This window comes from Sphingobium ummariense RL-3, assembly GCF_000447205.1.
GTDB classification, from domain to species: domain Bacteria; phylum Pseudomonadota; class Alphaproteobacteria; order Sphingomonadales; family Sphingomonadaceae; genus Sphingobium; species Sphingobium ummariense.
The window spans coordinates 22,723-41,856 of record NZ_AUWY01000106.1 but is presented as its reverse complement, the minus strand read 5'-3'; the positions used below and the strand labels follow the sequence as shown (position 1 = coordinate 41,856).

At 67.1% G+C, this 19,134-nt stretch carries 23 protein-coding genes; 9 read left to right on the top strand and 14 right to left on the bottom strand.

Annotated features, from left to right (window positions below; all coding sequences use genetic code 11):
* From M529_RS39715 to M529_RS39690, 7 genes are all read right to left on the bottom strand, one after another.
* A partial coding sequence (locus tag M529_RS39715) for a flotillin family protein (RefSeq protein WP_021318836.1) occupies positions 1–1,212 on the bottom strand: 1,212 nt, incomplete at its 3' end.
* A gap of 10 nt (positions 1,213–1,222) precedes the next feature.
* Entirely contained in the window at positions 1,223–1,822 is a 600-nt protein-coding gene (locus tag M529_RS39710) for an OB-fold-containig protein (RefSeq protein ID WP_021318835.1), read from the bottom strand.
* Between the two features lie 79 nt (positions 1,823–1,901).
* Positions 1,902–2,543: a hypothetical protein gene (locus tag M529_RS39705; RefSeq protein WP_021318834.1), complete on the bottom strand. Its 642-nt coding sequence runs from the start codon at positions 2,541–2,543 to the stop codon at positions 1,902–1,904.
* A gap of 74 nt (positions 2,544–2,617) precedes the next feature.
* Positions 2,618–2,773: a hypothetical protein gene (locus M529_RS50005; RefSeq protein WP_021318833.1), complete on the bottom strand. Its 156-nt coding sequence runs from the start codon at positions 2,771–2,773 to the stop codon at positions 2,618–2,620.
* 18 nt (positions 2,774–2,791) lie between these two features.
* Positions 2,792–3,502, bottom strand: coding sequence for a hypothetical protein (locus tag M529_RS39700; protein WP_021318832.1), 711 nt, complete (start codon positions 3,500–3,502; stop codon positions 2,792–2,794).
* Between the two features lie 4 nt (positions 3,503–3,506).
* On the bottom strand, positions 3,507–4,718 hold the full coding sequence (locus tag M529_RS39695; protein WP_021318831.1) for a toxic anion resistance protein: 1,212 nt from the start codon (positions 4,716–4,718) through the stop codon (positions 3,507–3,509).
* A 121-nt stretch (positions 4,719–4,839) separates the two neighbouring features.
* Entirely contained in the window at positions 4,840–5,526 is a 687-nt protein-coding gene (locus M529_RS39690) for a DUF4197 domain-containing protein (RefSeq protein ID WP_021318830.1), read from the bottom strand.
* A gap of 290 nt (positions 5,527–5,816) precedes the next feature.
* On the opposite strand from M529_RS39690, the gene typA reads away from it, so the two are divergent.
* From typA to M529_RS39655, 7 genes are all read left to right on the top strand, one after another.
* Complete coding sequence (typA, locus tag M529_RS39685; protein ID WP_021318829.1) at positions 5,817–7,637, top strand: translational GTPase TypA; 1,821 nt, start codon at positions 5,817–5,819, stop codon at positions 7,635–7,637.
* Positions 7,638–7,898: 261 nt separating this feature from the next.
* Positions 7,899–8,390, top strand: coding sequence for a helix-turn-helix domain-containing protein (locus tag M529_RS39680; RefSeq protein WP_031295141.1), 492 nt, complete (start codon positions 7,899–7,901; stop codon positions 8,388–8,390).
* A gap of 66 nt (positions 8,391–8,456) precedes the next feature.
* The gene (locus tag M529_RS39675; RefSeq protein WP_021318827.1) at positions 8,457–8,804 is read left to right on the top strand and encodes a hypothetical protein; all 348 of its coding nucleotides are present in this window, start codon (positions 8,457–8,459) and stop codon (positions 8,802–8,804) included.
* A 64-nt stretch (positions 8,805–8,868) separates the two neighbouring features.
* On the top strand, positions 8,869–9,288 hold the full coding sequence (locus M529_RS39670) for a hypothetical protein (protein WP_021318826.1): 420 nt from the start codon (positions 8,869–8,871) through the stop codon (positions 9,286–9,288).
* Positions 9,266–9,727: a hypothetical protein gene (locus tag M529_RS39665; RefSeq protein WP_021318825.1), complete on the top strand. Its 462-nt coding sequence runs from the start codon at positions 9,266–9,268 to the stop codon at positions 9,725–9,727. Before M529_RS39670 ends, M529_RS39665 begins: the two co-directional genes overlap by 23 nt.
* Before the next feature lie 97 nt (positions 9,728–9,824).
* Entirely contained in the window at positions 9,825–11,141 is a 1,317-nt protein-coding gene (locus M529_RS39660; protein ID WP_021318824.1) for a NupC/NupG family nucleoside CNT transporter, read from the top strand.
* 59 nt (positions 11,142–11,200) lie between these two features.
* Positions 11,201–12,256, top strand: coding sequence for a DUF1176 domain-containing protein (locus M529_RS39655; RefSeq protein WP_031295140.1), 1,056 nt, complete (start codon positions 11,201–11,203; stop codon positions 12,254–12,256).
* A gap of 18 nt (positions 12,257–12,274) precedes the next feature.
* Here the strand turns inward: M529_RS39655 and egtD are convergent, their stop codons facing one another.
* The 6 genes from egtD to gluQRS all read right to left on the bottom strand — a co-directional run bounded on the left by egtD (position 12,275) and on the right by gluQRS (position 17,306).
* Positions 12,275–13,246: an L-histidine N(alpha)-methyltransferase gene (gene egtD / locus M529_RS39650; RefSeq protein WP_021318822.1), complete on the bottom strand. Its 972-nt coding sequence runs from the start codon at positions 13,244–13,246 to the stop codon at positions 12,275–12,277.
* A 1-nt stretch (position 13,247) separates the two neighbouring features.
* The gene (gene egtB, locus M529_RS39645) at positions 13,248–14,516 is read right to left on the bottom strand and encodes an ergothioneine biosynthesis protein EgtB (protein ID WP_021318821.1); all 1,269 of its coding nucleotides are present in this window, start codon (positions 14,514–14,516) and stop codon (positions 13,248–13,250) included.
* Positions 14,517–14,589: 73 nt separating this feature from the next.
* Complete coding sequence (locus M529_RS39640) at positions 14,590–15,453, bottom strand: GGDEF domain-containing protein (RefSeq protein ID WP_021318820.1); 864 nt, start codon at positions 15,451–15,453, stop codon at positions 14,590–14,592.
* 131 nt (positions 15,454–15,584) lie between these two features.
* Positions 15,585–16,154, bottom strand: a complete 570-nt coding sequence (locus M529_RS39635) for a cob(I)yrinic acid a,c-diamide adenosyltransferase (RefSeq protein ID WP_021318819.1) — start codon at positions 16,152–16,154, stop codon at positions 15,585–15,587.
* A 6-nt stretch (positions 16,155–16,160) separates the two neighbouring features.
* Entirely contained in the window at positions 16,161–16,394 is a 234-nt protein-coding gene (locus tag M529_RS39630; protein ID WP_021318818.1) for a twin transmembrane helix small protein, read from the bottom strand.
* 9 nt (positions 16,395–16,403) lie between these two features.
* Complete coding sequence (gene gluQRS, locus M529_RS39625; protein ID WP_031295139.1) at positions 16,404–17,306, bottom strand: tRNA glutamyl-Q(34) synthetase GluQRS; 903 nt, start codon at positions 17,304–17,306, stop codon at positions 16,404–16,406.
* Between the two features lie 93 nt (positions 17,307–17,399).
* Here gluQRS and M529_RS39620 point away from each other — a divergent pair, with 93 nt between their 5' ends.
* The gene (locus M529_RS39620; RefSeq protein ID WP_021318816.1) at positions 17,400–17,966 is read left to right on the top strand and encodes an HNH endonuclease; all 567 of its coding nucleotides are present in this window, start codon (positions 17,400–17,402) and stop codon (positions 17,964–17,966) included.
* The gene (locus M529_RS39615) at positions 17,963–18,253 is read left to right on the top strand and encodes a hypothetical protein (RefSeq protein ID WP_021318815.1); all 291 of its coding nucleotides are present in this window, start codon (positions 17,963–17,965) and stop codon (positions 18,251–18,253) included. Before M529_RS39620 ends, M529_RS39615 begins: the two co-directional genes overlap by 4 nt.
* A 2-nt stretch (positions 18,254–18,255) precedes the next feature.
* On the opposite strand, the gene M529_RS39610 is transcribed toward M529_RS39615, so the two are convergent.
* Entirely contained in the window at positions 18,256–18,987 is a 732-nt protein-coding gene (locus M529_RS39610; protein ID WP_021318814.1) for a Crp/Fnr family transcriptional regulator, read from the bottom strand.
* Positions 18,988–19,134: the final 147 nt, after the last annotated feature.

The following is a 19,134-nucleotide window of genomic DNA, read 5'->3' as shown; positions in this document are numbered from 1 at the left end:
GGCCCGGTCGGCCGCTGCCTGCTTTTCCGCGTCCGCCTGCACCCGCACGGATATCGCCGCGCGCTCCGCCTCGCGCGCCGCGTCGATCAGCTCGATGCGCTTGGTGCGCTCCGCCACCTCGGTCGCGCGCGACGTCGTGACCTGCTCCTCCGCCGCCACGGCCTTGGCGCGCGCCGCGTCCGCCTCGGCCTTGGCCTGGCTTTCCTCGCGGCTCTTGTTCTGCACCGCGATCTGCTGCTCCTGCCGGGCGAGCTCCAGTGCCTGTTCCTGCGCGATCTTCGCCTGCCGCACGGCGCGGTCGGCTTCGATCTGCTGGCTGTCGACCAGCTTCTTGGCCTCGATCTTGGCCTGCTCGGCCTCCTGCTGGCGCAGCGACTGCTCGCGCGCGACCTCCGCCGCCTGTTCGGCGCGGCGCATCTCCACCTCGCGCTCCTGCTCCAGCCGGGCGAACTCGGTATCGCGCGCGATCAGCAGAGACTGGCGCTGCGCCTCCAGATTCTTGGTCTCGATCTGGACGCGGGTATCCTGTTCGATGTCGTTGCGCGCCTTCTTGCGCAGCTCGATCTGCTCGGTCAGCTTGGTGAGACCCTCGGCGTCGAAGGCGTTGTTGGCGTTGAAATGCTCGATCGAGGTCTGGTCGAGGCCGGTCAGCGACACGCTTTCCAGCTCCAGTCCGTTCATGGCAAGGTCGACCGACGACACCTGCTGCACCTTCTGCACGAACTCGCTGCGCTGCTCGTGCAGCTGGTTCATCGTCATGCCGGCCGCGACCGAGCGGAGCGCGTCGACGAACTTGCCCTCGACCAGCTCCTTCAGCGCTTCCGGGTGCATGGTCCGCATGCCCAGCGTCTGCGCCGCGGTCGCGATCGACTGCGCGTCGGGCTTCACGCGGACGTAGAATTCCGCCTTCACGTCGATCCGCAGCCGGTCGAGCGTGATGAGCGCGTCGCTGTTCTTGCGCTCCACCGCGAGGCGCACGGTGTTCATGTTGACCGGCATGGTTTCATGGAAGATCGGCAGCACCAGCGCGCCGCCATTCATCACCACCTTCTCCCCGCCGAAGCCGGTTCGCACGAAGCCGATCTCCTTCGAGGCGCGCTTGTAGAGGCGGGCGATGATGACGCCCAACACCACCAGCAGGAGCAGCCCGCCGCCGGAAAGCACGGCATAGGGCAGGATGGAAAAGCTCTGCTGCACCGCAGGCAGGTTCATGACTTCGCTCCTAGAGGCTGGGGAGATAGTGGTCACCGCGGGCGATGGCGCGGAAGATGAGATCCTCGCGGCGGACGAGCAGGACGGTCTCGCCCTCCTCGAAGCTGGCGGTGGGCGCGTCCGGCTCGACCATCACATAATGGGCCTGACCGTGATGGTCCTCGACCCGCGCGCGGGCGGGAGATCCCTGGCGGGCGCGGCCGGTGACGATGCGGGCGAAGCTGCCGACCAGCGCGTCGAGCGACACGGCGCTCGTTTCGTCGCGCGGCAGCAGCGGCGCGAGGAGGCGCGCGGCAAGGCCGGTTGCGGGCAGGGCGGCGGCGGCGGCCAAGGGGACGGCGACCAGGGGGCGCAGCAATCCGCCGGCCAGGTCGAGTGCGGCCTGCTGCCCGACCAGGCCGATGATCCCGAACAGGGCGAGGAACAGCGTCAGCAGCATCAGCAGCGGCAGGTGGCCGAAGCCCAGCCAGCCCAGCAGGTCGCCGTCCATGTCGATGTCGAGATCGGCGTCGCCGCCCAGGCCCGCAGCCTGCACCAGGCCGATCAGCAGCATCAGCAGGATGGCCGACAGAAAGACGATATTTTCAGGCGCGAGAAGAAACGCCAGCACCCCGTATCCCCTGATTCGGGGCCATGCTATCCGACCAGGGGATGCAGGGACAGGATAAAGCGACCTGTCCCGCCGCGGTTCACCGCGTTGCGACGTCGCGGCTGAGATAGACCTGTGCGACGCGGCCGTCGGTCATCGTGCAGGTAAAGCGGCGGGTGGTGCCGGTCGCGGCGCGATAGCTGTCGCGCGTTTCGACTTCGCCGTCGATATTGTAGCTGCCACCGGCCACGGGTTTTGCCGCGTCCATCCGGCGGACCTCGGCATAGCCGCCGTCGGCCTGCGCTTCCTCGCGCGCGGCCCGGGCGCAGCTGTCGGCCATCGCGTCCTCCTGCGCGGGCGCTCCCGTCACGTCGGAGAAATCCTCATCGTTGCGGACGGAACGGTTGGAGGGGCCCCGGTCCGACCGCATGTCGGCGCCATAGTCGGTACCGTCCGCCGGCGGTGGCGCGTCGGCGCGGTCGTCGTTGTCGGCAGGAGCGGGGCCTGCGGCGCGATCGGCCTTCCTGTCCTTGGAGATGGAAGTCGCGACGATCGCTGCCGCGCCGAGCAGGGCGGCGATCCCGATCGCGTCACCCACGCCGAAGCCGTCACCGTCCCGATAATGGCCATGATGCCAGCCCCGGTCGTAGCGCGGCCGCGCCTGCGCCGGCGTCACGCTTCCCGCCGCCAGCGCCAGTCCCACCAGCGATCCCGTCAGCCACCGCGCCTTGCCCATGGACATATACCTCCTGCGATAGAGCGTTTCCTATGCCCGACCGGCTGTCCGGGGGCTGAACGATCGGAGAGTCCTTTGCCCTAGTCCCGCCGCCGCCACTTCCGTAGCAGTGACAGCCCCAGGAAGCCGCCCCCCAGCACTGCCGCGATGGCGCCGCCCGCCGATGCCAGCGCCCAGGCGCCGGCCGCGAGCAGGCCGGTCAGGAAATCGACGATGATGAGGGTGAGATGGATCATGGCGAAGGGAAGACGGGATCATTGCCCAAGTTCCTTCGCCTCCTGATATTTGAGCTCGAGGAAGCGATTCTGGGTCGCGAGCTTGTCCAAGTCGCCGCTTGCCAGAGTCTCGCTCATCCGCGCGATCTCGGCGTCGATCACCGCGAGTCCCTCGACCAGCTGCTTTTCGGGCACGCGGCCATTGCGCTCCTCGCGCCGCAACGGGGCGGGGATGGACTGGTAGCCGGTGACCAGCTCGGGCAGATGATCGGACAGCAGGCGGCGGATCTCCTGCGCGGCGGGCTCCTGTTCGCCCAGCCGCTCGAGCTGCGGGGCCAGCGTCTCCAGCTTCACCCCGATGCTGTCGACCAGCGTCACCGCGGGCGCAGGCAGCGCCCTGCGCTGGTTCTCCAGCCAGATTTCGGTCTGGAGCGGCAGGGCGGGCAGCGCGGTCTGGGCCAGCGCCTCCGTCCGCACGCGCCGCTCGGCCGGGATCAGCGCGACCAGCAGCAGCGCCGCGATGATCAGCCCCAGCACGATCATCACCCCGCTGGTGCCCAGCGGCATGACGAAGCCCGCCACCGCGCTGCCGATCAGGATCGCCAGCACCGCCGCCACGGCATATTTCACCTTGCGCATCAGCCCGGCATTGCGCCGCTGGCGCGCGCGCGCCGACAGGCTCTGCCCGCGCTCGCTGTGCCGGCGCAGCACCGCCTCGGCATCGGCCAGGATGCGGTCGGACCGGCTCATCGCCTCACCCCTCGATGCTGCTCAGCAGCGGGTTTTCGGTACGGGCCTGCGCGGCGGCCTGCGCCTGTCCCTCGGCACGGGCGATATAGCCCTTCGACTTCTCCACCTCGTTCGACAGCGTGTTCACCGTCGACTTCATGTTCTCCAGCGCCTTGAGTTTGAACGTATCGATGCTGTCCATCGTGTCGTAGATGTTCTGGAAGGCCCGCTGCAGCGTTTCGATCGGAATGGTGCTGGACGCCGCCTGCTCGTGGATCTGCGCGGTCTGGCTCTTCAGCAGTTCGCCGGTCCGGTCGATCATGTTGGCGGTGGTGGTGTTGAGCGCGGTGATCTGCTCCAGCACCAACCGCTGCCCCACAAGCGCTTGCGCCACCGTCACCGCTGTGCGCAGCGCGGCGACCGTTGTGGTGCTGGCGCGGTCCACGCCTTTCACCAGTTCGACATTGTTCTTCTTGACGAGGTCGAGCGCCAGATAGCCCTGCACCGTCACAGCCATCTGCGTCAGCAGATCCTGCGTCCGCTGGCGGATATAGAAGAGCGCGCTTTCCCGCAGCGCCTTGGCTTTGGTGGGATCGGTCGAATCCAGTTCGAGCGCCTTGGCCTCCAGCCGCGCGTCCAGCGTCTTGGAGATGTGGATCATCTGTTCCAGCCGGCCCATGGTCTGCCACATGTTCTGGCGTTCCACGTCGATCGCGGCATTGTCCTTGATCAGCACGTCCTTGCCGCTGGCGAGGCTGCCCAGGATCGAGTTGATGTGGCTCTGCGCGCTTTTATAGCTGTCGAAATAGTCGCGCATCTTGTTGCCGAACGGGATGATGCCGAACAGTTTCTTGGGCGCCAGCAGGCTGCCGCGCTTGCCTGGGTCGAGATCCTCGACCGTGCGGCGGAGTTCGGCGAGGTCGGCACCCACCTTGTTGTCGCTGTCCATCGCCCGGACCGGCCGGTCGAGGAAGCGGTTGCTGTGCCCCGCTGCCTCGGCGATCTCCTTGCGGCCCATATTGGTCAGCTGATCGACGCGCGCGCCGAATTCGGGCGAATTGGCGTCCTGCGCGACCAGGTCGGCGACGAAGGCGTCCACCTTCTCGTCCAGCTTCGACTTCTTTTCCTCGTCGATGGGGACCAGCCCTGCCGCCTTTTCCGGCGCGACGGCGGGCACCGGCTCGGGCGGCGTCAGGTTCAGCGTGTCGGCGGTCGCGGTGGGCGCGGTGGTGGCCATATCGTCTCCTTGAGTGCGTGAGCGCTCGGGGTGTCATATGGAGATAAGTCACCTCGGCGGCAAGCCCCGCCGATATTGCCCCGCACCGCGCCCCATTGCAATCGCCCCGCGGAGCGGCTTCCTACAGCCCCAGCAGCCCGATCAGAACGGGATCGCGCGTGCTGCGCGGGTCGGCGCGGATGGCCGCTTCCTCGCGGCCGATCGCCCGGAATATCGCGGTGCCAATCTGATCGGTGACATTGTCGGCCATCGCGGTCAGGCCGGAGCCGGACGAGGCGGAGAGCGCGGCGGACATGATCTCGAACAGGTCGGACCGCAGGGCACGCGTCATGCCGGGCAACAATGCCTCCACAACCGCGCCGCGCGCGTCGCGCGCCAGGAGGTCGGTCGCGGCGGTCGGCCCGCCCCGCAGGACGCCGACCGCATCGGCGATCGACATGGATCGCACCCTGTCCATGACGATCGGCGCGGCCCCGTCCGCCAGATCGACCGCCACATCGTTCAGTGCCATGGCGATACGATTGCGCACCGCGTTCGTGCGCAGGATCGCGCCCAGGATCGCCCCGCTTCCCGAGCCGCCGAGGTCGGGCACGGCGATGCGGGTGATCTGGTCGTCATAAAATCCGCCCGGCTCGGTCAGGCGCGCGAAGGCCCGTTGTGTCGACAGTTCCAGCAGCCGGCGCACGCCATCTTCCAGCCCGTATCGGCCCATGGTCGTGGCGCAACCGGCAAGCGCCATGAAAGGGAGGATAGCGCCCGCCGCCAGCAGGCTTCGGCGCGGTACGGAGATCGGAGTGTCTGACATCATATCGCATCGCCTCCTTCGATGGTGGGCAGAGGCGCTATGCCGGGAGCCCCATGTCGCTCAAATGAACGGCCTGACGGGCGCAATGCCCACCGGGCGGATTTGATCCCTGAGCGAATGTCCCCGGCGCCGCATGGGCGTGGTGGCCGGTCTTCACTCGCCGGTTCCGGTAGCGGACCGCCCGCGCGCAGCGCGCCACCCTTGCCGCAGCGCGTCATTTCCTGTAGGGGCGCGCGCAAACCTCCTGGACAGGCGCGGTGCCGGCCGGGAAACCCCGATCCCAAAGGCATAGTATGTCCCTGCGTAATATCGCGATCATCGCGCACGTCGATCATGGCAAGACCACCCTGGTGGACCAGCTCTTCCGCCAGTCCGGCACCTTCCGCGACAACCAGCGCGTCGAGGAGCGCGCGATGGATTCCAACGACCTCGAAAAGGAGCGCGGCATCACCATCCTGGCGAAGCCGACCTCGATCGAGTGGAACGGCACGCGCATCAACATCGTCGACACGCCCGGCCACGCCGACTTCGGCGGCGAGGTGGAGCGCATCCTGTCGATGGTCGACGGCGTCATCCTGCTGGTCGACAGCTCCGAAGGCGCGATGCCGCAGACGAAGTTCGTCACCGGCAAGGCGCTGGCCCTGGGCCTGAAGCCGATCGTCGTCGTCAACAAGGTGGACCGTCCCGACCAGCGCATCCAGGAAGTGCTGGACGAGGTGTTCGACCTGTTCGTCACGCTCGAGGCGAACGACGAACAGCTCGACTTCCCCGTGCTCTACGCCTCGGGCCGCAACGGTTATGCCAGCGAGGACCCGGATCGCCGCGAAGGCACGCTGGAGCCGCTGTTCCAGAAGATCGTCGATCACGTCCCGCCGCCGTCGCTGGACCAGGACGCGCCCTTCACATTCCTGGTGACCCTGCTCGACCGCGACAATTTCATGGGCCGCGTGCTGACCGGTCGCGTCAATTCCGGCGTGGTGAAGGTCAACCAGCCGATCCATGCGCTCGACAATGACGGCAACGTCATCGAGACGGGGCGCGCATCGAAGCTGATGTCCTTCCGCGGCCTGGAGCGCGTGCCGGTGGAAGAGGCGCGCGCGGGCGACATCATCTCGCTCGCGGGCCTGGCGGTCGCTACCGTTGCCAACACCATTGCCGACCCGTCGGTCAGCGTGCCGCTGAAGGCGCAGCCGATCGATCCGCCGACGCTGTCGATGCGGTTCGCGGTCAATGATTCGCCGATGGCCGGCCGCGAAGGCAGCAAGGTCACGTCGCGCATGATCCGCGACCGCCTGATGCGCGAGGCCGAATCCAACGTCGCGATCAAGGTCACCGAGAGCGCGGACAAGGACAGCTTCGAGGTTGCCGGCCGCGGCGAACTCCAGCTCGGCGTGCTGATCGAGACGATGCGCCGCGAGGGCTTCGAGCTCGGCATCTCGCGCCCCCGCGTACTGTTCGGCGAGGACGAGAATGGCGACCGCACCGAGCCCTATGAGACGGTCGTGATCGACGTGGACGATGAATTTTCCGGCACGGTGGTCGACAAGATGAACGTCCGCAAGGCGGAGATGACCGACATGCGCCCGTCGGGCGGCGGCAAGACCCGCATCACCTTCTCGGCGCCCTCGCGCGGCCTGATCGGCTATCATGGCGAATTCCTGTCCGACACGCGCGGCACCGGCATCATGAATCGCCTGTTCGAGAAATACGGCCCCTATAAGGGCCGGATCGAGGGCCGGAAGAACGGCGTCCTCATCTCCAACGGCGCGGGCGAGGCAGTCGCCTACGCCCTCGGCCCGCTGGAGGAGCGCGGCATCCTGTTCGTCGGCGTGGGCGAGGCGCTGTACGAGGGCATGATCATCGGCGAGAACGCCAAGCCCGAGGATCTGGAAGTCAATCCGATGAAGTCGAAGGCGCTGACCAACTTCCGCGCCAGCGGCAAGGACGACAGCATCCGCCTGACCCCGCCCAAGCGCATGACGCTGGAGCAGGCGATCGCCTATATCGACGAGGACGAGATGGTCGAGGTCACGCCCAAGAATATCCGCCTGCGCAAGACCCACCTCGACCCCAATGAGCGCAAGCGCGCCAAGCGGGTGAGCGAGGCGGCCTGACGACAGATCGGCGGGGGCCGGGCGCCTCCGTCGTTCCGACAGCGCGAATCACCGTGCAGGAAGGGGGCGGGAGCGCTCCGTCCGGGCCTTGCCGCGTGCGTAATAGCTATCCCTCATTGCGCCGATCGACAGAATAGTGCCAATTTAGGCCGCTCGCCAACCGAATCGCAACCAGCGGCTGGCAAAGCCATGGGTGCGTGGCTGGGTATTTCGGGCCGGTCGTTCGTTGATCGGGACGGGTCACGCAGGAGGACTGATGGAGTGGCGCAAACCCTTCCAGCTTTGAGCGAGGGGGAAAAGCAGTGCCTGCGCCTGGTGGCGCAGGGCTTCAATTCCAAGGAGATCGCGCGCCAGCTCCATATTTCGGAGCATACCGTCGACCAGCGCGTTCGCACCAGCCTGCGCAAGTTCGGCGTGCCCACCCGCAAGGAAGCGGCCCGCCTGTTCGCCACCGCCGACCAGGCGAAGCCCCAAAGTGGCACATATCAGCCCTTGATATATCAGCCGAACGGGCTTGCCACCGATCCCGATCCCGCGTCATCCCTTGTGCAGCCGGACGGTTGGAACAGGCAGACGGAGCGAGGGTCGCTCCTGCGCCGGGTTCTCGCCTTCGGCCCGCCGCTAGGGGGATCGACCAATGAACTAAGTGTCGACGGCCGCATATTGGCGATGATCCGCGCAGCGGTGCTGACCGGTGTCGGAGTCGTCACATTGCTGCTGCTGATTGCCGGAGCCTTCAAGGCGCTGGCCTGATCCTCCCGAAATCGCCACGCTGACAACGCACCGTCCGGACAGGGGCGCGTGCGAAGGAGATGACTTGTGCTCAACCTCGATCCCGTGAAGACCCAGGCTGTCGCCGATCAGACCCGGCACGCCTTTGCCGCGCTCGACAATGCCCTGGTCGATACCGCGCAGCTCACCAGCGCCTTCCTGGCCGCCGCGGAGGGTTCGGGCCTGACCGCGAGCGAGAGCCAGCGCATCATCCAGCGCATCCATGAAAGCGCAGGCAAGATCATCGAGGGCCGCAGCGACATGGTCCGCGCCACCGCGCTGCTGACCCGCTGCCTGGAACATAGCCGCATCGACGTCACAGCCGTGGGTTGCCCCCTCGGTATGGACGCTCCCGCCGGGGACGACTCCCCCCGTCACCTGGCCCTGGTCGCCTGACCAGCTGGAGCCGCCCGCATCCGAATGGACGCATGAACCCTCTCTCTCTCATTCGGAAAATCGGATGCTGGCGGCTCCCTTTTGGGTCCTGACCCTCTTCACCTGCGGGTTCGCTGCGCTGCTCGGCGGCAAGGACGGGCGATGGTTCGCCCTGATCTTTCTGCTGAGCGTCCTGCTGACGATGCCGGCGCAACTGCTCGGGTCCTGGCACGGCACGCAGTTCTGGCTGGCGATCGTCGACACCCTGCTGTTCGGCGCCCTGGTGTGGCTGATGCTGCGCAGCAACAGCTATTGGCCGATCTGGGCAGCCGCGAGCCAGTTCCTGACAGTGCTCACCCATGCCGTTACCCTGCTTCTCCAGTCCTTCTCCGACCGCATCTATGAAGCGCTGAGCACGGTCTGGGTGATCCCGCTGCTGCTCTTCACCATCATCGGCATCGAACTTGATCGGAAATCGCGCCATGACCGCGCTTATCCCGCCTGATCGTCCGCTGCCCAACCAGGAGGCGATCGACCTGGTGGTCGCGTTGCAGCGCTGCCTCAGCACTTTCCATGCCCGCGCCGACGAACCTGCCCTGCTGTACGGCGCGGACGAGCCGCCCGAGATGCTCACGCGCTACATCAAGGCGCGGCGGCTGCGCGGGACGATCTTCGGCCAGAACCTCTTTTCCGATCCGCCGTGGGACATATTGCTGCTCCTGTTCCAGGCGGAGCTGCAGGGACGGCAGATGACGCTCGACCAGCTGAGCGAGACGTTGCGGATATCGATGAACACGCTGCTCGGCCATGTCGGGGCGATGGAACGCCGCGGCCTTCTGATGGAACATGCCGGATCGCCCGCCGGTGGACGCCGCCGCATGCGCCCCTCCTCGTTCGCGATGGACGCCATGGCCGCCTGGCTTTCGCTCGCCTTCGGCGGCTGACGGGCAGGCCTTCACCAGCATGCCCGGTCAAGCCCACTGGCCTCCCGGCGGTGGGCCGCTATAGTCCTGCCGAATTCCACTGCCGCAAGGGCATTAAATGCATCTTCTCATCGGCATCGCCGGCATCCTGCTGATCCTCGGCATCGCCTTCTCGCTTTCTTCCAACCGACGCGCCATTCGCCCCCGCGTGGTCGGCGCCGCTTTCCTGCTGCAGGCGGGGATCGCGCTGCTGGTGCTCTATGTTCCCGCCGGGCGGCAGGTGATCGCCGGCATGTCGAGGGGCGTGGCGAACCTGCTGGGTTATGCGCAGGCGGGCACCGATTTCATCTTCGGTCCGCTGGCGCGGCCGGATGTCGGCGGCGCGAGCTTCGCCATCGCAGCGCTGCCCGTCATCATCTTCTTCGCCAGCCTGGTGTCGATCCTCTACTATCTTGGCCTGATGCAGCTGATCGTCCGCTGGGTCGGCGGGGCGATCGAGAAGGTGACGGGGGTATCCAAGGTCGAGAGCCTCTGCGCCGCAGCCAACATCTTCGTCGGGCAGAGCGAGAGCCCGCTGGTCATCCGGCCCTATCTAGCCGGGCTCACCCCGCCGCAGCTCTTCGCGGTGATGACGAGCGGCATGGCGGGCGTCGCCGGCACCATCCTTGCCGCCTATGCCTCCATGGGCATCAAGATCGACTATCTGCTGGCGGCGAGCTTCATGGCCGCGCCCGGCGGGCTGCTGATGGCCAAGATCATGATGCCCGACGAGCCGGAGCGCGAGCCCGAATTGCCGCTGGAGGACGAGATCCACCTGCCCGAGGCGCGGCACAGCGGCGCCGGCCTGGCGGCGCTCAATGCCGAGACGGTGCCCGGCGAGCCCTTGCCCGTCGCCACCCATGACGAAGAGAAGCCCGCCAACCTCATCATGGCCGCGGCGCAGGGCGCGCAGACGGGCGTCAAGCTGGCGGTTGCCGTTGGCGCGATGGTGCTGGCCTTCGTGGCGCTGGTGGCGTTGGCGAACGGGATATTGGGTGGGATCGGCGCGTGGTTCGGCTATCCCGACCTCAGCTTCCAGATGCTGCTCGGCTATGTCTTCTCGCCGGTCATGTACCTGCTCAATATCCCCTGGCAGGAGGCACAGGTGGCGGGCGGGCTGTTCGGCACGAAGGTCGTGCTGAACGAGTTCGTCGCCTATATCAACCTGGGCCAGGTGCAGGGCACGCTGTCGCCCGCCACCATCGCCATCGTCACCTTCGCGCTGTGCGGCTTCGCCAATTTCAGCTCGATCGCGATCCAGATGGCGGTGACCGGCAACCTTGCCCCCAATCAGCGGCCGATGATCGCGCGCCTTGGCCTCAAGGCGCTGGTGGCGGGCAGCCTCGCCAATCTGATGAGCGCAGCGCTGGCGGGCCTGATGCTCAGCCTGCAGTAAAGCAGGCAGGCTGCACGCGGACTCTATCGTTCCGCCTCCGGATCGGCTATGGTTAACGCATGGGGGCGAGACATTTTTGGACGGGGGCGGCGCTATGCGCCTTAACCTCCTTTTTCGGACCGGCTGCGGCGCAAGCGCCCAAGCCCGGCGTGCTGGAAACCTACAAGGACTGGACGGTCGGCTGCGACAACCGCAACCACTGCGAGGCCGTCGCGCTCCAGCCCGAAACGGGCGAATGGCCGGAAACGCCCGCGACCGTCGTCATCAGCCGCGACGCAGGTCCTGACGCCGGCACGGAAGTGAGCATCAGCCGCGACGCCAAGGGGCGGTCCGAACTCGGCTTCTTCATCGATGGGCATAAGGTGGCGGGCGTCACCGCCACCAATGGCGAGGCGGTGCTGCGCGGGCCGCAGGCGTCGGCGCTGGCGATCGCCATGGCGCATGGCGCGGTGATGGAGATCCGCAGTGGTGCCAAGGTGCTGGCGCGCCCGTCCCTGTCCGGTTCGGCGGCGGCGCTGCGCTACATCGACGCGCGACAAGGCAGGGCGGGCACGTCCACCGCGCTGATCGCCACCGGCCCGCTGGGACCGGTGGCCGTTCGTGCTGCGCCGGCCACCCCGGCCATCCGCCGCGCGCCATTGCCGGAAGGACCAGCGCCGAGCGCGCTGTGGCGCGACGAGCTCACCGCTCTCGGCAAGTTCACCGGCTGCGCCGAAGAGATGCGCGACGCGTCGGAGCCGCCGGAACTGCATCGGTTGTCGAAGACCGAAACCCTGATCCTCGTGCCGTGCGGATCGGGGGCTTACAACGCGACCTCGATCCCCGTGATCGCCACCGGGCCGATCGGACGGCGGGCGTTCCGTTATGCCGCCTTCGACTATCAGCCTGGCTGGGGAGAGGACAAGGCGCGGCCCGACCTGGTCAATGCCGGCTGGACGCCCGCCACGCTGCGGCTCGACAGCTTCGCCAAGGGCCGGGGCATCGGCGACTGCGGCACCAGCGCCGCCTATGTCTGGGACGGAACCCGATTCCGCCTGATCGAGCAGGCGGCGATGGGCGAATGTCGCGGCGCCTGGCACTGGATCACCACCTGGACAGCCGTGGCGGTGGAGTGAACTGAGGGCCGACGGCGGTCAGTCCGCCTCGGCCAGCAGCAGCGAGAACATCCCTTCCTCATCGGTCCATTCGCGCACCGGTTCCCAGCCGCCCGCGCGCAACAGCAGGCGGGCGTCGCGTGAGCCATATTTGTGGCTGCTCTCGCTGTGGATCGTCTCGCCTTCCTCCATGTGGAAGCATTCACCCGCGAGGTGGAAATCCAGGGGCCGCGTCGCTTCCAGATGCATTTCGATCCGGGCCTTGTCGTCGTTCCATAGGGCGCGATGGCGGAAGGCGTCGACGGGGATGTCGCCCCCAAGTTCCCGATTGATCCGGGTCAGGAGGTTGAGGTTGAACGCCGCTGTCACGCCCGCATCGTCGTCATAGGCGGCGATCAGCAGGTCGCGGTCCTTGATCCGGTCCATGCCGATCAGCAGCATCGCTTCGTCGCCCAGCATCGCGCGCATCGACCGCAGCAGATCGACCGCCATGGAGGGTTCCAGGTTGCCGATGGTCGATCCGGGGAAGAAGCCCAGCCGCGCCATGCCCTCGATCGCGCCGGGCAGCGGCAGCGGCCGGTTGAAATCGCCGGTTACCGGTAGCACGGGCAGGCTGGGAAGAGCGCTGGCCAGAGCCGCAGTGCTTTCGCGAAGGAAGGCGCCGTTGATGTCGATCGGCACATAGGCGCCCGCCTCGATCGCGCGCAGCAGCGGCGGCGTTTTGCGCGCGCTCCCAGCGCCGAACTCCACCACCGCGCGACCCGGCCCGGCCAGCGCGGCGACATCCTCGCCATGACGGTTGAGCAGGGCGATCTCGATCCGGGTCGGATAATATTCGGGCAGATGGGTGATCGCCTCGAATAGTTCCGACCCGCGCTGGTCATAGAGCCAGACCGGCGGCGTCGCCTTCACCGGGCGCGAAAGGCCTTCGATGATGTCGCGGCGGAAGGCGGGGTCGGCAACATGAGCCGTTTCGGCGGCCTGCGGGGACTCGCGATCGATCAGCAGCATGTCACAGGTCCTTCGCCAGCCGCAGCCCGGTGAACTGCCAGCGTTGATGGGGATGGAAGAAGTTGCGGTAGCTCGCCCGCACATGACCGCGCGGCGTGGCGCAACTGCCGCCCTTCAGCACGAACTGACCGGACATGAACTTGCCATTATATTCGCCCACGGCGCCCTCCGCCGGGCGGAAGCCGGGATGGGGACGGTAGGCGCTGCCGGTCCATTCCCACACGTCGCCGAACATCTGCGTCAGGGCGGGGGTGCCCTCTGCGGCGCGGGGGCGGGGACAATAGGCACCGTCGAGCTGCGTGCCGCCGACAGGCGAGACATTCTGCGCTGCGCTTTCCCATTCCGCCTCGGTCGGCAGTCGCCCGCCAGCCCAGCGGGCGTAGGCATCCGCTTCGTAGAAGCTGATATGAGTGACCGGTGCGGCGGGATTGACCGGACGCCGCCCGTCCAGGGCGAAGCGGGTCCATCCCCGCTCCGTCCGCTTCCAGTAGAGCGGAGCCTCCACATCGTGCGCCCGTACCCAGGCCCAGCCTTCGTCCAGCCACAGGGCCGGCGTGCGATAGCCGCCATCCTCGATGAAGCCGGCCCATTCGCCATTGGTGACGGCACGGTGGGCGAGCGCATGGGGGTGCAGCACAGTCCGATGCCGTGGCCCCTCGCAATCGAAGGCGAAACCGCTGCGGCCGTCGTCGCCGATCTCGACCAGTCCTTCGCGTCCCTCGATCCAGTGGAGCGTTTCCGGCACCGGGGCGGGCAGTGCGCTGGGCGCGTCGAACAAGGCGGGTTCGAGGGGGTTGAGCGACAGCAGGTGCTGGATGTCAGTCAGCAGCAGCTCCTGATGTTGTTGCTCATGATGTAGCCCCAAGGTCACGAGCATGCGCGCCTCATCCGGCAGGGCTCCCATCGCCGCCATCAGGGCTTCGTCGACATGCCGGCGATAGGCGCACACCTCCGCCAGCGTCGGGCGCGTCAGCATACCGCGCAGCGGGCGTGCATGGCGCGGCCCCTCAGCCTCGTAATAGCTGTTGAAAAGATAGGCGAAGTGCGGGTCGAACGGGCGATAGCCCGGAACGTGATCGCGCAGCACGAAGGTTTCGAAGAACCAGCTTACATGCGCGAGGTGCCATTTGGCCGGGGAGGCGTCCGGCATGGACTGCACGGTGGCGTCCGCGTCGGACAGGGGAGCGGCGAGGGCGTCGGTAAGGGCACGGACCTCGCGGAAACGCTCCGCCAGATCATCCTCCCGCCCATGAGTCCAGCTGCGCGGCAAGGCCTCCCCTTCCGATAGGTTTGCTCCGCTCTCATATAATAAGCGCGCGGAGGATAGGAAGGTTCCCTGCCTCCTAGGGGCAGCGCTCCTCCAGCAGCGCTCGTCCGGCCCTGCGCACCTGGTCGCGGCCCGCCTGCTTGGCTTCGTACAGGGCGTCGTCGGCGCGTTCCAGCGCCCGCTCCAGCGGATCGAAGGCCCAGCGCGCCACCCCGGCGGAAAAGCTGATCGCACGGCCGTTCACTTCGCCCAGCGGATCGATCCGCATCCGCTCCGCGATGCGGGCCAGCGACCAGCAGGCCTCGTCCTCCATGCAGTCTTGGAAGAAGAGGGCGAACTCCTCCCCTCCCCAGCGCGCGACAATGTCGGCGCGCCGAACCTGGCTCGCGAGCCTGCCCGCGAAGGCGCGCAGCAGGCGGTCCCCTTCGTCATGACCGAGCTGGTCGTTGACCTGTTTGAAATAGTCGATGTCGATGATCGCGACCGATCCCTTTCGCCCATCAGCCGGCAGCGCTTCGAGCTGCGCCAGGAAGCCGCGCCGGTTGGCGATCCCGGTCAGCGAATCCTCATGCGCGGCGGTCTGGAGATTCTCGATTCGCTCGCGCGTTGCATCGGCGGTTCGCTGCACGCCGGCATAGAGGGTGCGGATCACGTCCCCGACCTCGGGCAGCACGGGCGTCTCCGCATCCTTGCTGTTCAGCGCGTCGGCGAGCCGGTGGATCGGGTCGAGCAGCGCGCCGATGCCGATCAGCGCAAGGGCCGTGCCGGCGACCGTCGCCGCGACCAGTAATGCGAGCTCCGCCAGTGCGATCCGCCCCGTCGCCGCGCCCCAGCCGATATAGCCGAGCAGCGGCAGATGGGTGGCGACGAAGCACAGGGCGAACAGGCGCATCCGCAAGGATCGCGGGAAGAGAAAGGAGGTGGCGAGATAGAAGCGCATGCCCGGCGAACCTGTCGTTGGAGAAGTGGCAGGGTCAAAGGGTGGGGTAAAGGCATGCTGAAGAAACAGGGTTAAAACCGGACGGTCGGATCAGCCGTGCCCGTCCTGAGTCGAACCGAGTCCCGGCGCGCTCAGCGCGAAGCGCCGGGCACCCATTTGACGTCGCGCACGCCATTGCCGTTCAACCGCCGGGCGAGCACGAACAGCAGGTCCGACAGGCGGTTGAGATAGGCGAGCGCTTGCGGGTTCAGCGCGACCTCCGCCGCGGCGGAGGTCGCGCTGCGTTCCGCCCGGCGCACCACCGCGCGTGCGAGGTGGACCGCGGCAGCGGCCGAGCCGCCCCCTGGCAGGACGAAGCTGTCGAGCGGGGCCAGTTCCGCGTTCATGGCATCGATCTGCGCCTCCAGCCGGGCGACCTGACTTGCAACGATGCGCAACGCCCAGGGCTCGTCCGCCTCCTCGGGCAGCGGCGTCGCCAGATCAGCGCCCAGGTCGAACAGGTCGTTCTGGATCATAGTCAGCCATCCGGCCTCGACTGCGTCGCCGATCGCCACGATGGCGAGGCCGATCGCGCTGTTCGCTTCATCCACGTCGCCTACCGCCTGCATGCGCGGCGCATGCTTGGGCAGGCGCGACCCGTCGACCAGGCCGGTTGTGCCGCCGTCGCCGGTGCGGGTGTAGATCCTGTTGAGCTTGACCACGGCGGTCTAGCCGTTGCCCTTCATCAGCAGTAACAGGGCGACGATGATGATCGCCACCGCCTGGAACAGCACGCGGTTCATCATCGCCTTGTTCTGTTTCAGGCTAGACTGGCTGGGACCGCCCTCGGGCGAGTTCAGTTCCTCCTTCGTCGTCTTGAGGAAGATGACGATGCCGCGGATCAGCGCGAACAGGGTGGCGCCCATGGCCAGGATCAGGGCGATGACAAGCACGACGTTCATGCCCGGAGTCTAGGCGCTCGCCAGCGAAATTCCAACCGGAAAGCGCCCTTGGCGCAGTTCGTCGGCCAGCCGCGCGGGGTCGACGCCCTCCGCCCGCAGATCGGCAAGGGCGATGGATCCGTCCCGCTTCGCCAGACGCCGGCCGTCCGGCCCGACCAGCAGCGGATGATGGACATAGGCGGGCGAGGACAGGTCAAGCAGCGCCTGCAGCAGCCGATGGACATGCGTGGCCGCGAACAGGTCGCTGCCGCGCAGCACATGAGTGACGCCCATGGCCGCGTCGTCCAGCGTGCAGGACAGGTGATAGCTCGCCGGCGCGTCCTTGCGCGCCAGCACTACGTCGCCAGCGGCAAGGGGATCGGCGGTGACGGGGACTGGTGGGGCTGGGCTGTAGGGAAACGGCAGGGCCACCCATTTCAGCGGGCCCGTCCGTGCTACCGCCCGCGCCATATCGAGCCGCCAGGCATGAGGCTCGCCCGCCGCAATGCGCCGCTGCCGCGTCGCCTGGTCCAGCATCCGGCACGTGCCGGGATAGACTGCGCCTTCCGGCCCGTGCGGCGCGGTCGCGCTGGCGGCGATGTCGGCGCGGGTGCAGAAGCAGGGATAAAGCAGGCCCATTCGGCGCAGCCGATCGAGCGCGGCCTGGTAGTGCGCCAGCCGCTGCGACTGAAACATGATCTCTCCGTCCCAATCCACGCCCAGCCAGCGGAGATCCTCCAAAATCCCCGTGACATGCGCGGGCCGGCTGCGTGTCCCGTCGATATCCTCGATCCGAAGCCTGAACGCGCCGCCCGCCGCGCGCGCCATCTCCTGCGCCATCAGCGCCGACCAGCCATGGCCGACATGCAGCCGCCCGGTGGGGCTCGGGGCGAAGCGCGTCACCATATGCTGTGGGCTAAGCGGCTGAGTCATACTGACTCTTGACTAGGACAAGCGGTTGGTGCTGTCATGCTGGCGTCACGTTTCTGGTCAATCAGGGCGGCGGCAAGGGGGTAGAAGGTTTTTATGTACCATCCCGACCTCATACGGCATCCGGAAAACTGTCCGGCGCTGGTCCTGAACGCGGACTATACGCCGCTGAGCTACTATCCCCTCAGCCTCTGGCCCTGGCAGACCGCCATCAAGGCGGTCTTTTTGGATCGGGTGGACATCGTCGCCTCCTATGAGCGGCAGGTGCACAGCCCGAGCCTGCACATGCAGATCCCCTCGGTCATCGCGCTCAAGCAATATGTGAAGCCTTCGGAGCATCCCGCCTTTACCCGCTTCAACCTGTTCTTGCGCGACCGGTTTTCCTGCCAATATTGCGGCACGACCACGGACCTGACGTTCGACCATGTCGTGCCGCGCCGTGCCGGCGGCCGCACCACCTGGGAAAATGTCGCAACCGCCTGTTCTCCCTGCAATCTCAAGAAGGGCGGTCGCACCCCGCGCGAGGCGGGGATGCAGCTGCATGTCCAGCCGATCCGCCCGACCAGCTGGCAGCTGCAGGAGCATGGCCGCGGTTTTCCGCCCAACTATCTGCACGAAAGCTGGCACGACTGGCTCTACTGGGACGTCGAGCTGCTGGCATGACGGCGGCGGCGGGCAGGACGGGCCTTGTCCTCGCATCGCTCGCCCTGCTGGTGGCTTTGATCTTGCCCGCCGCGGCGCAGGAGGACCGCTCCGGCCTCACCCGCGCCCGCTTCGTGCGCAACTGCCTGATGTGCCACAACCGCGCCGCGCCGGAAGGCGTGTCCGCCGAGATCATCGCCGGCCTCCATCCCGAGCCCGGTCTGACGCCTGCTGCGGCGATGCCGGGGGTCATGTGCTGGCGGCGGTGCGAGCGCTGCTTCCCGCCCGATCCGGTCCGCCGCAAATAGGTTCAGGCGGCCGGCAGCCAGTCCAGGTCCATGTCCTTATGCCGGTTGGTATAGTGGCCGATTTCTTCCAGCCGCTTGATGTCGAGCAGCGAGATGCGCCCGTTGGCGCGGCTGATCAGCCCCTCCAGCTCCATCTGCCGGACCATGCGGTTCACATGGACGGACGTCAGCCCGATCGCGTCGCCGATCTCCTCCTGCGTCAGCTTCAGGTCGAAGCTGTCGGTGATGCTGTCATCGGTCAGCCGCACGCGGTTGAAGATGTCGAGCAGGAAGGCAGCCACCCGCGCCTTGGCGGAGGTGCGGCCGAGCGAGGCGAGCCTGTCAGTCATCGCGACGCGTTCTGCATTGGACAGCAGGAACAGCAGCGCCGCGACCCGGGGAAATTCCTCCAGCAGGCGCCGCAGAGCGTGCTTGTCGAACGGGCAGACGACCGCATCGTCCAGTGCCACGAGCGATTCCGGTGCCTTGCTGTAGACGGTGCTGGCCGATCCGATGAAGTCGCCAGGGAAATAGACGCGCAGGATCTGGCGGCTGCCGTCGGGCAGGATGACGAAGCTCATCACCCGGCCGTGGCGCAGCACGAACAGCTCGGTCACTGTTTCATTCACGCGCTGGATCATCGCGCCGCGCTTCACGCGTCGGGGATTTTCTTCCAGTCTTGCCAGCGCCTTCTTTTCCACGTCCGACAGGGGCACATGCTTTGCCAACCTGTCCGCGAAGCAGCTTCCAGCCACCTATAAAATACCTTCTTGCTCTATTGTTACGATGGCAAAACGCCCTTCGCGTCTTTTGGCTGCATTTTCGTGCCGTGCACTAAACTCGATCAATGTTCGGCCGGGCGTCGAAATATTGTCACGGCACGTCGATGTGATGGGTGCGGG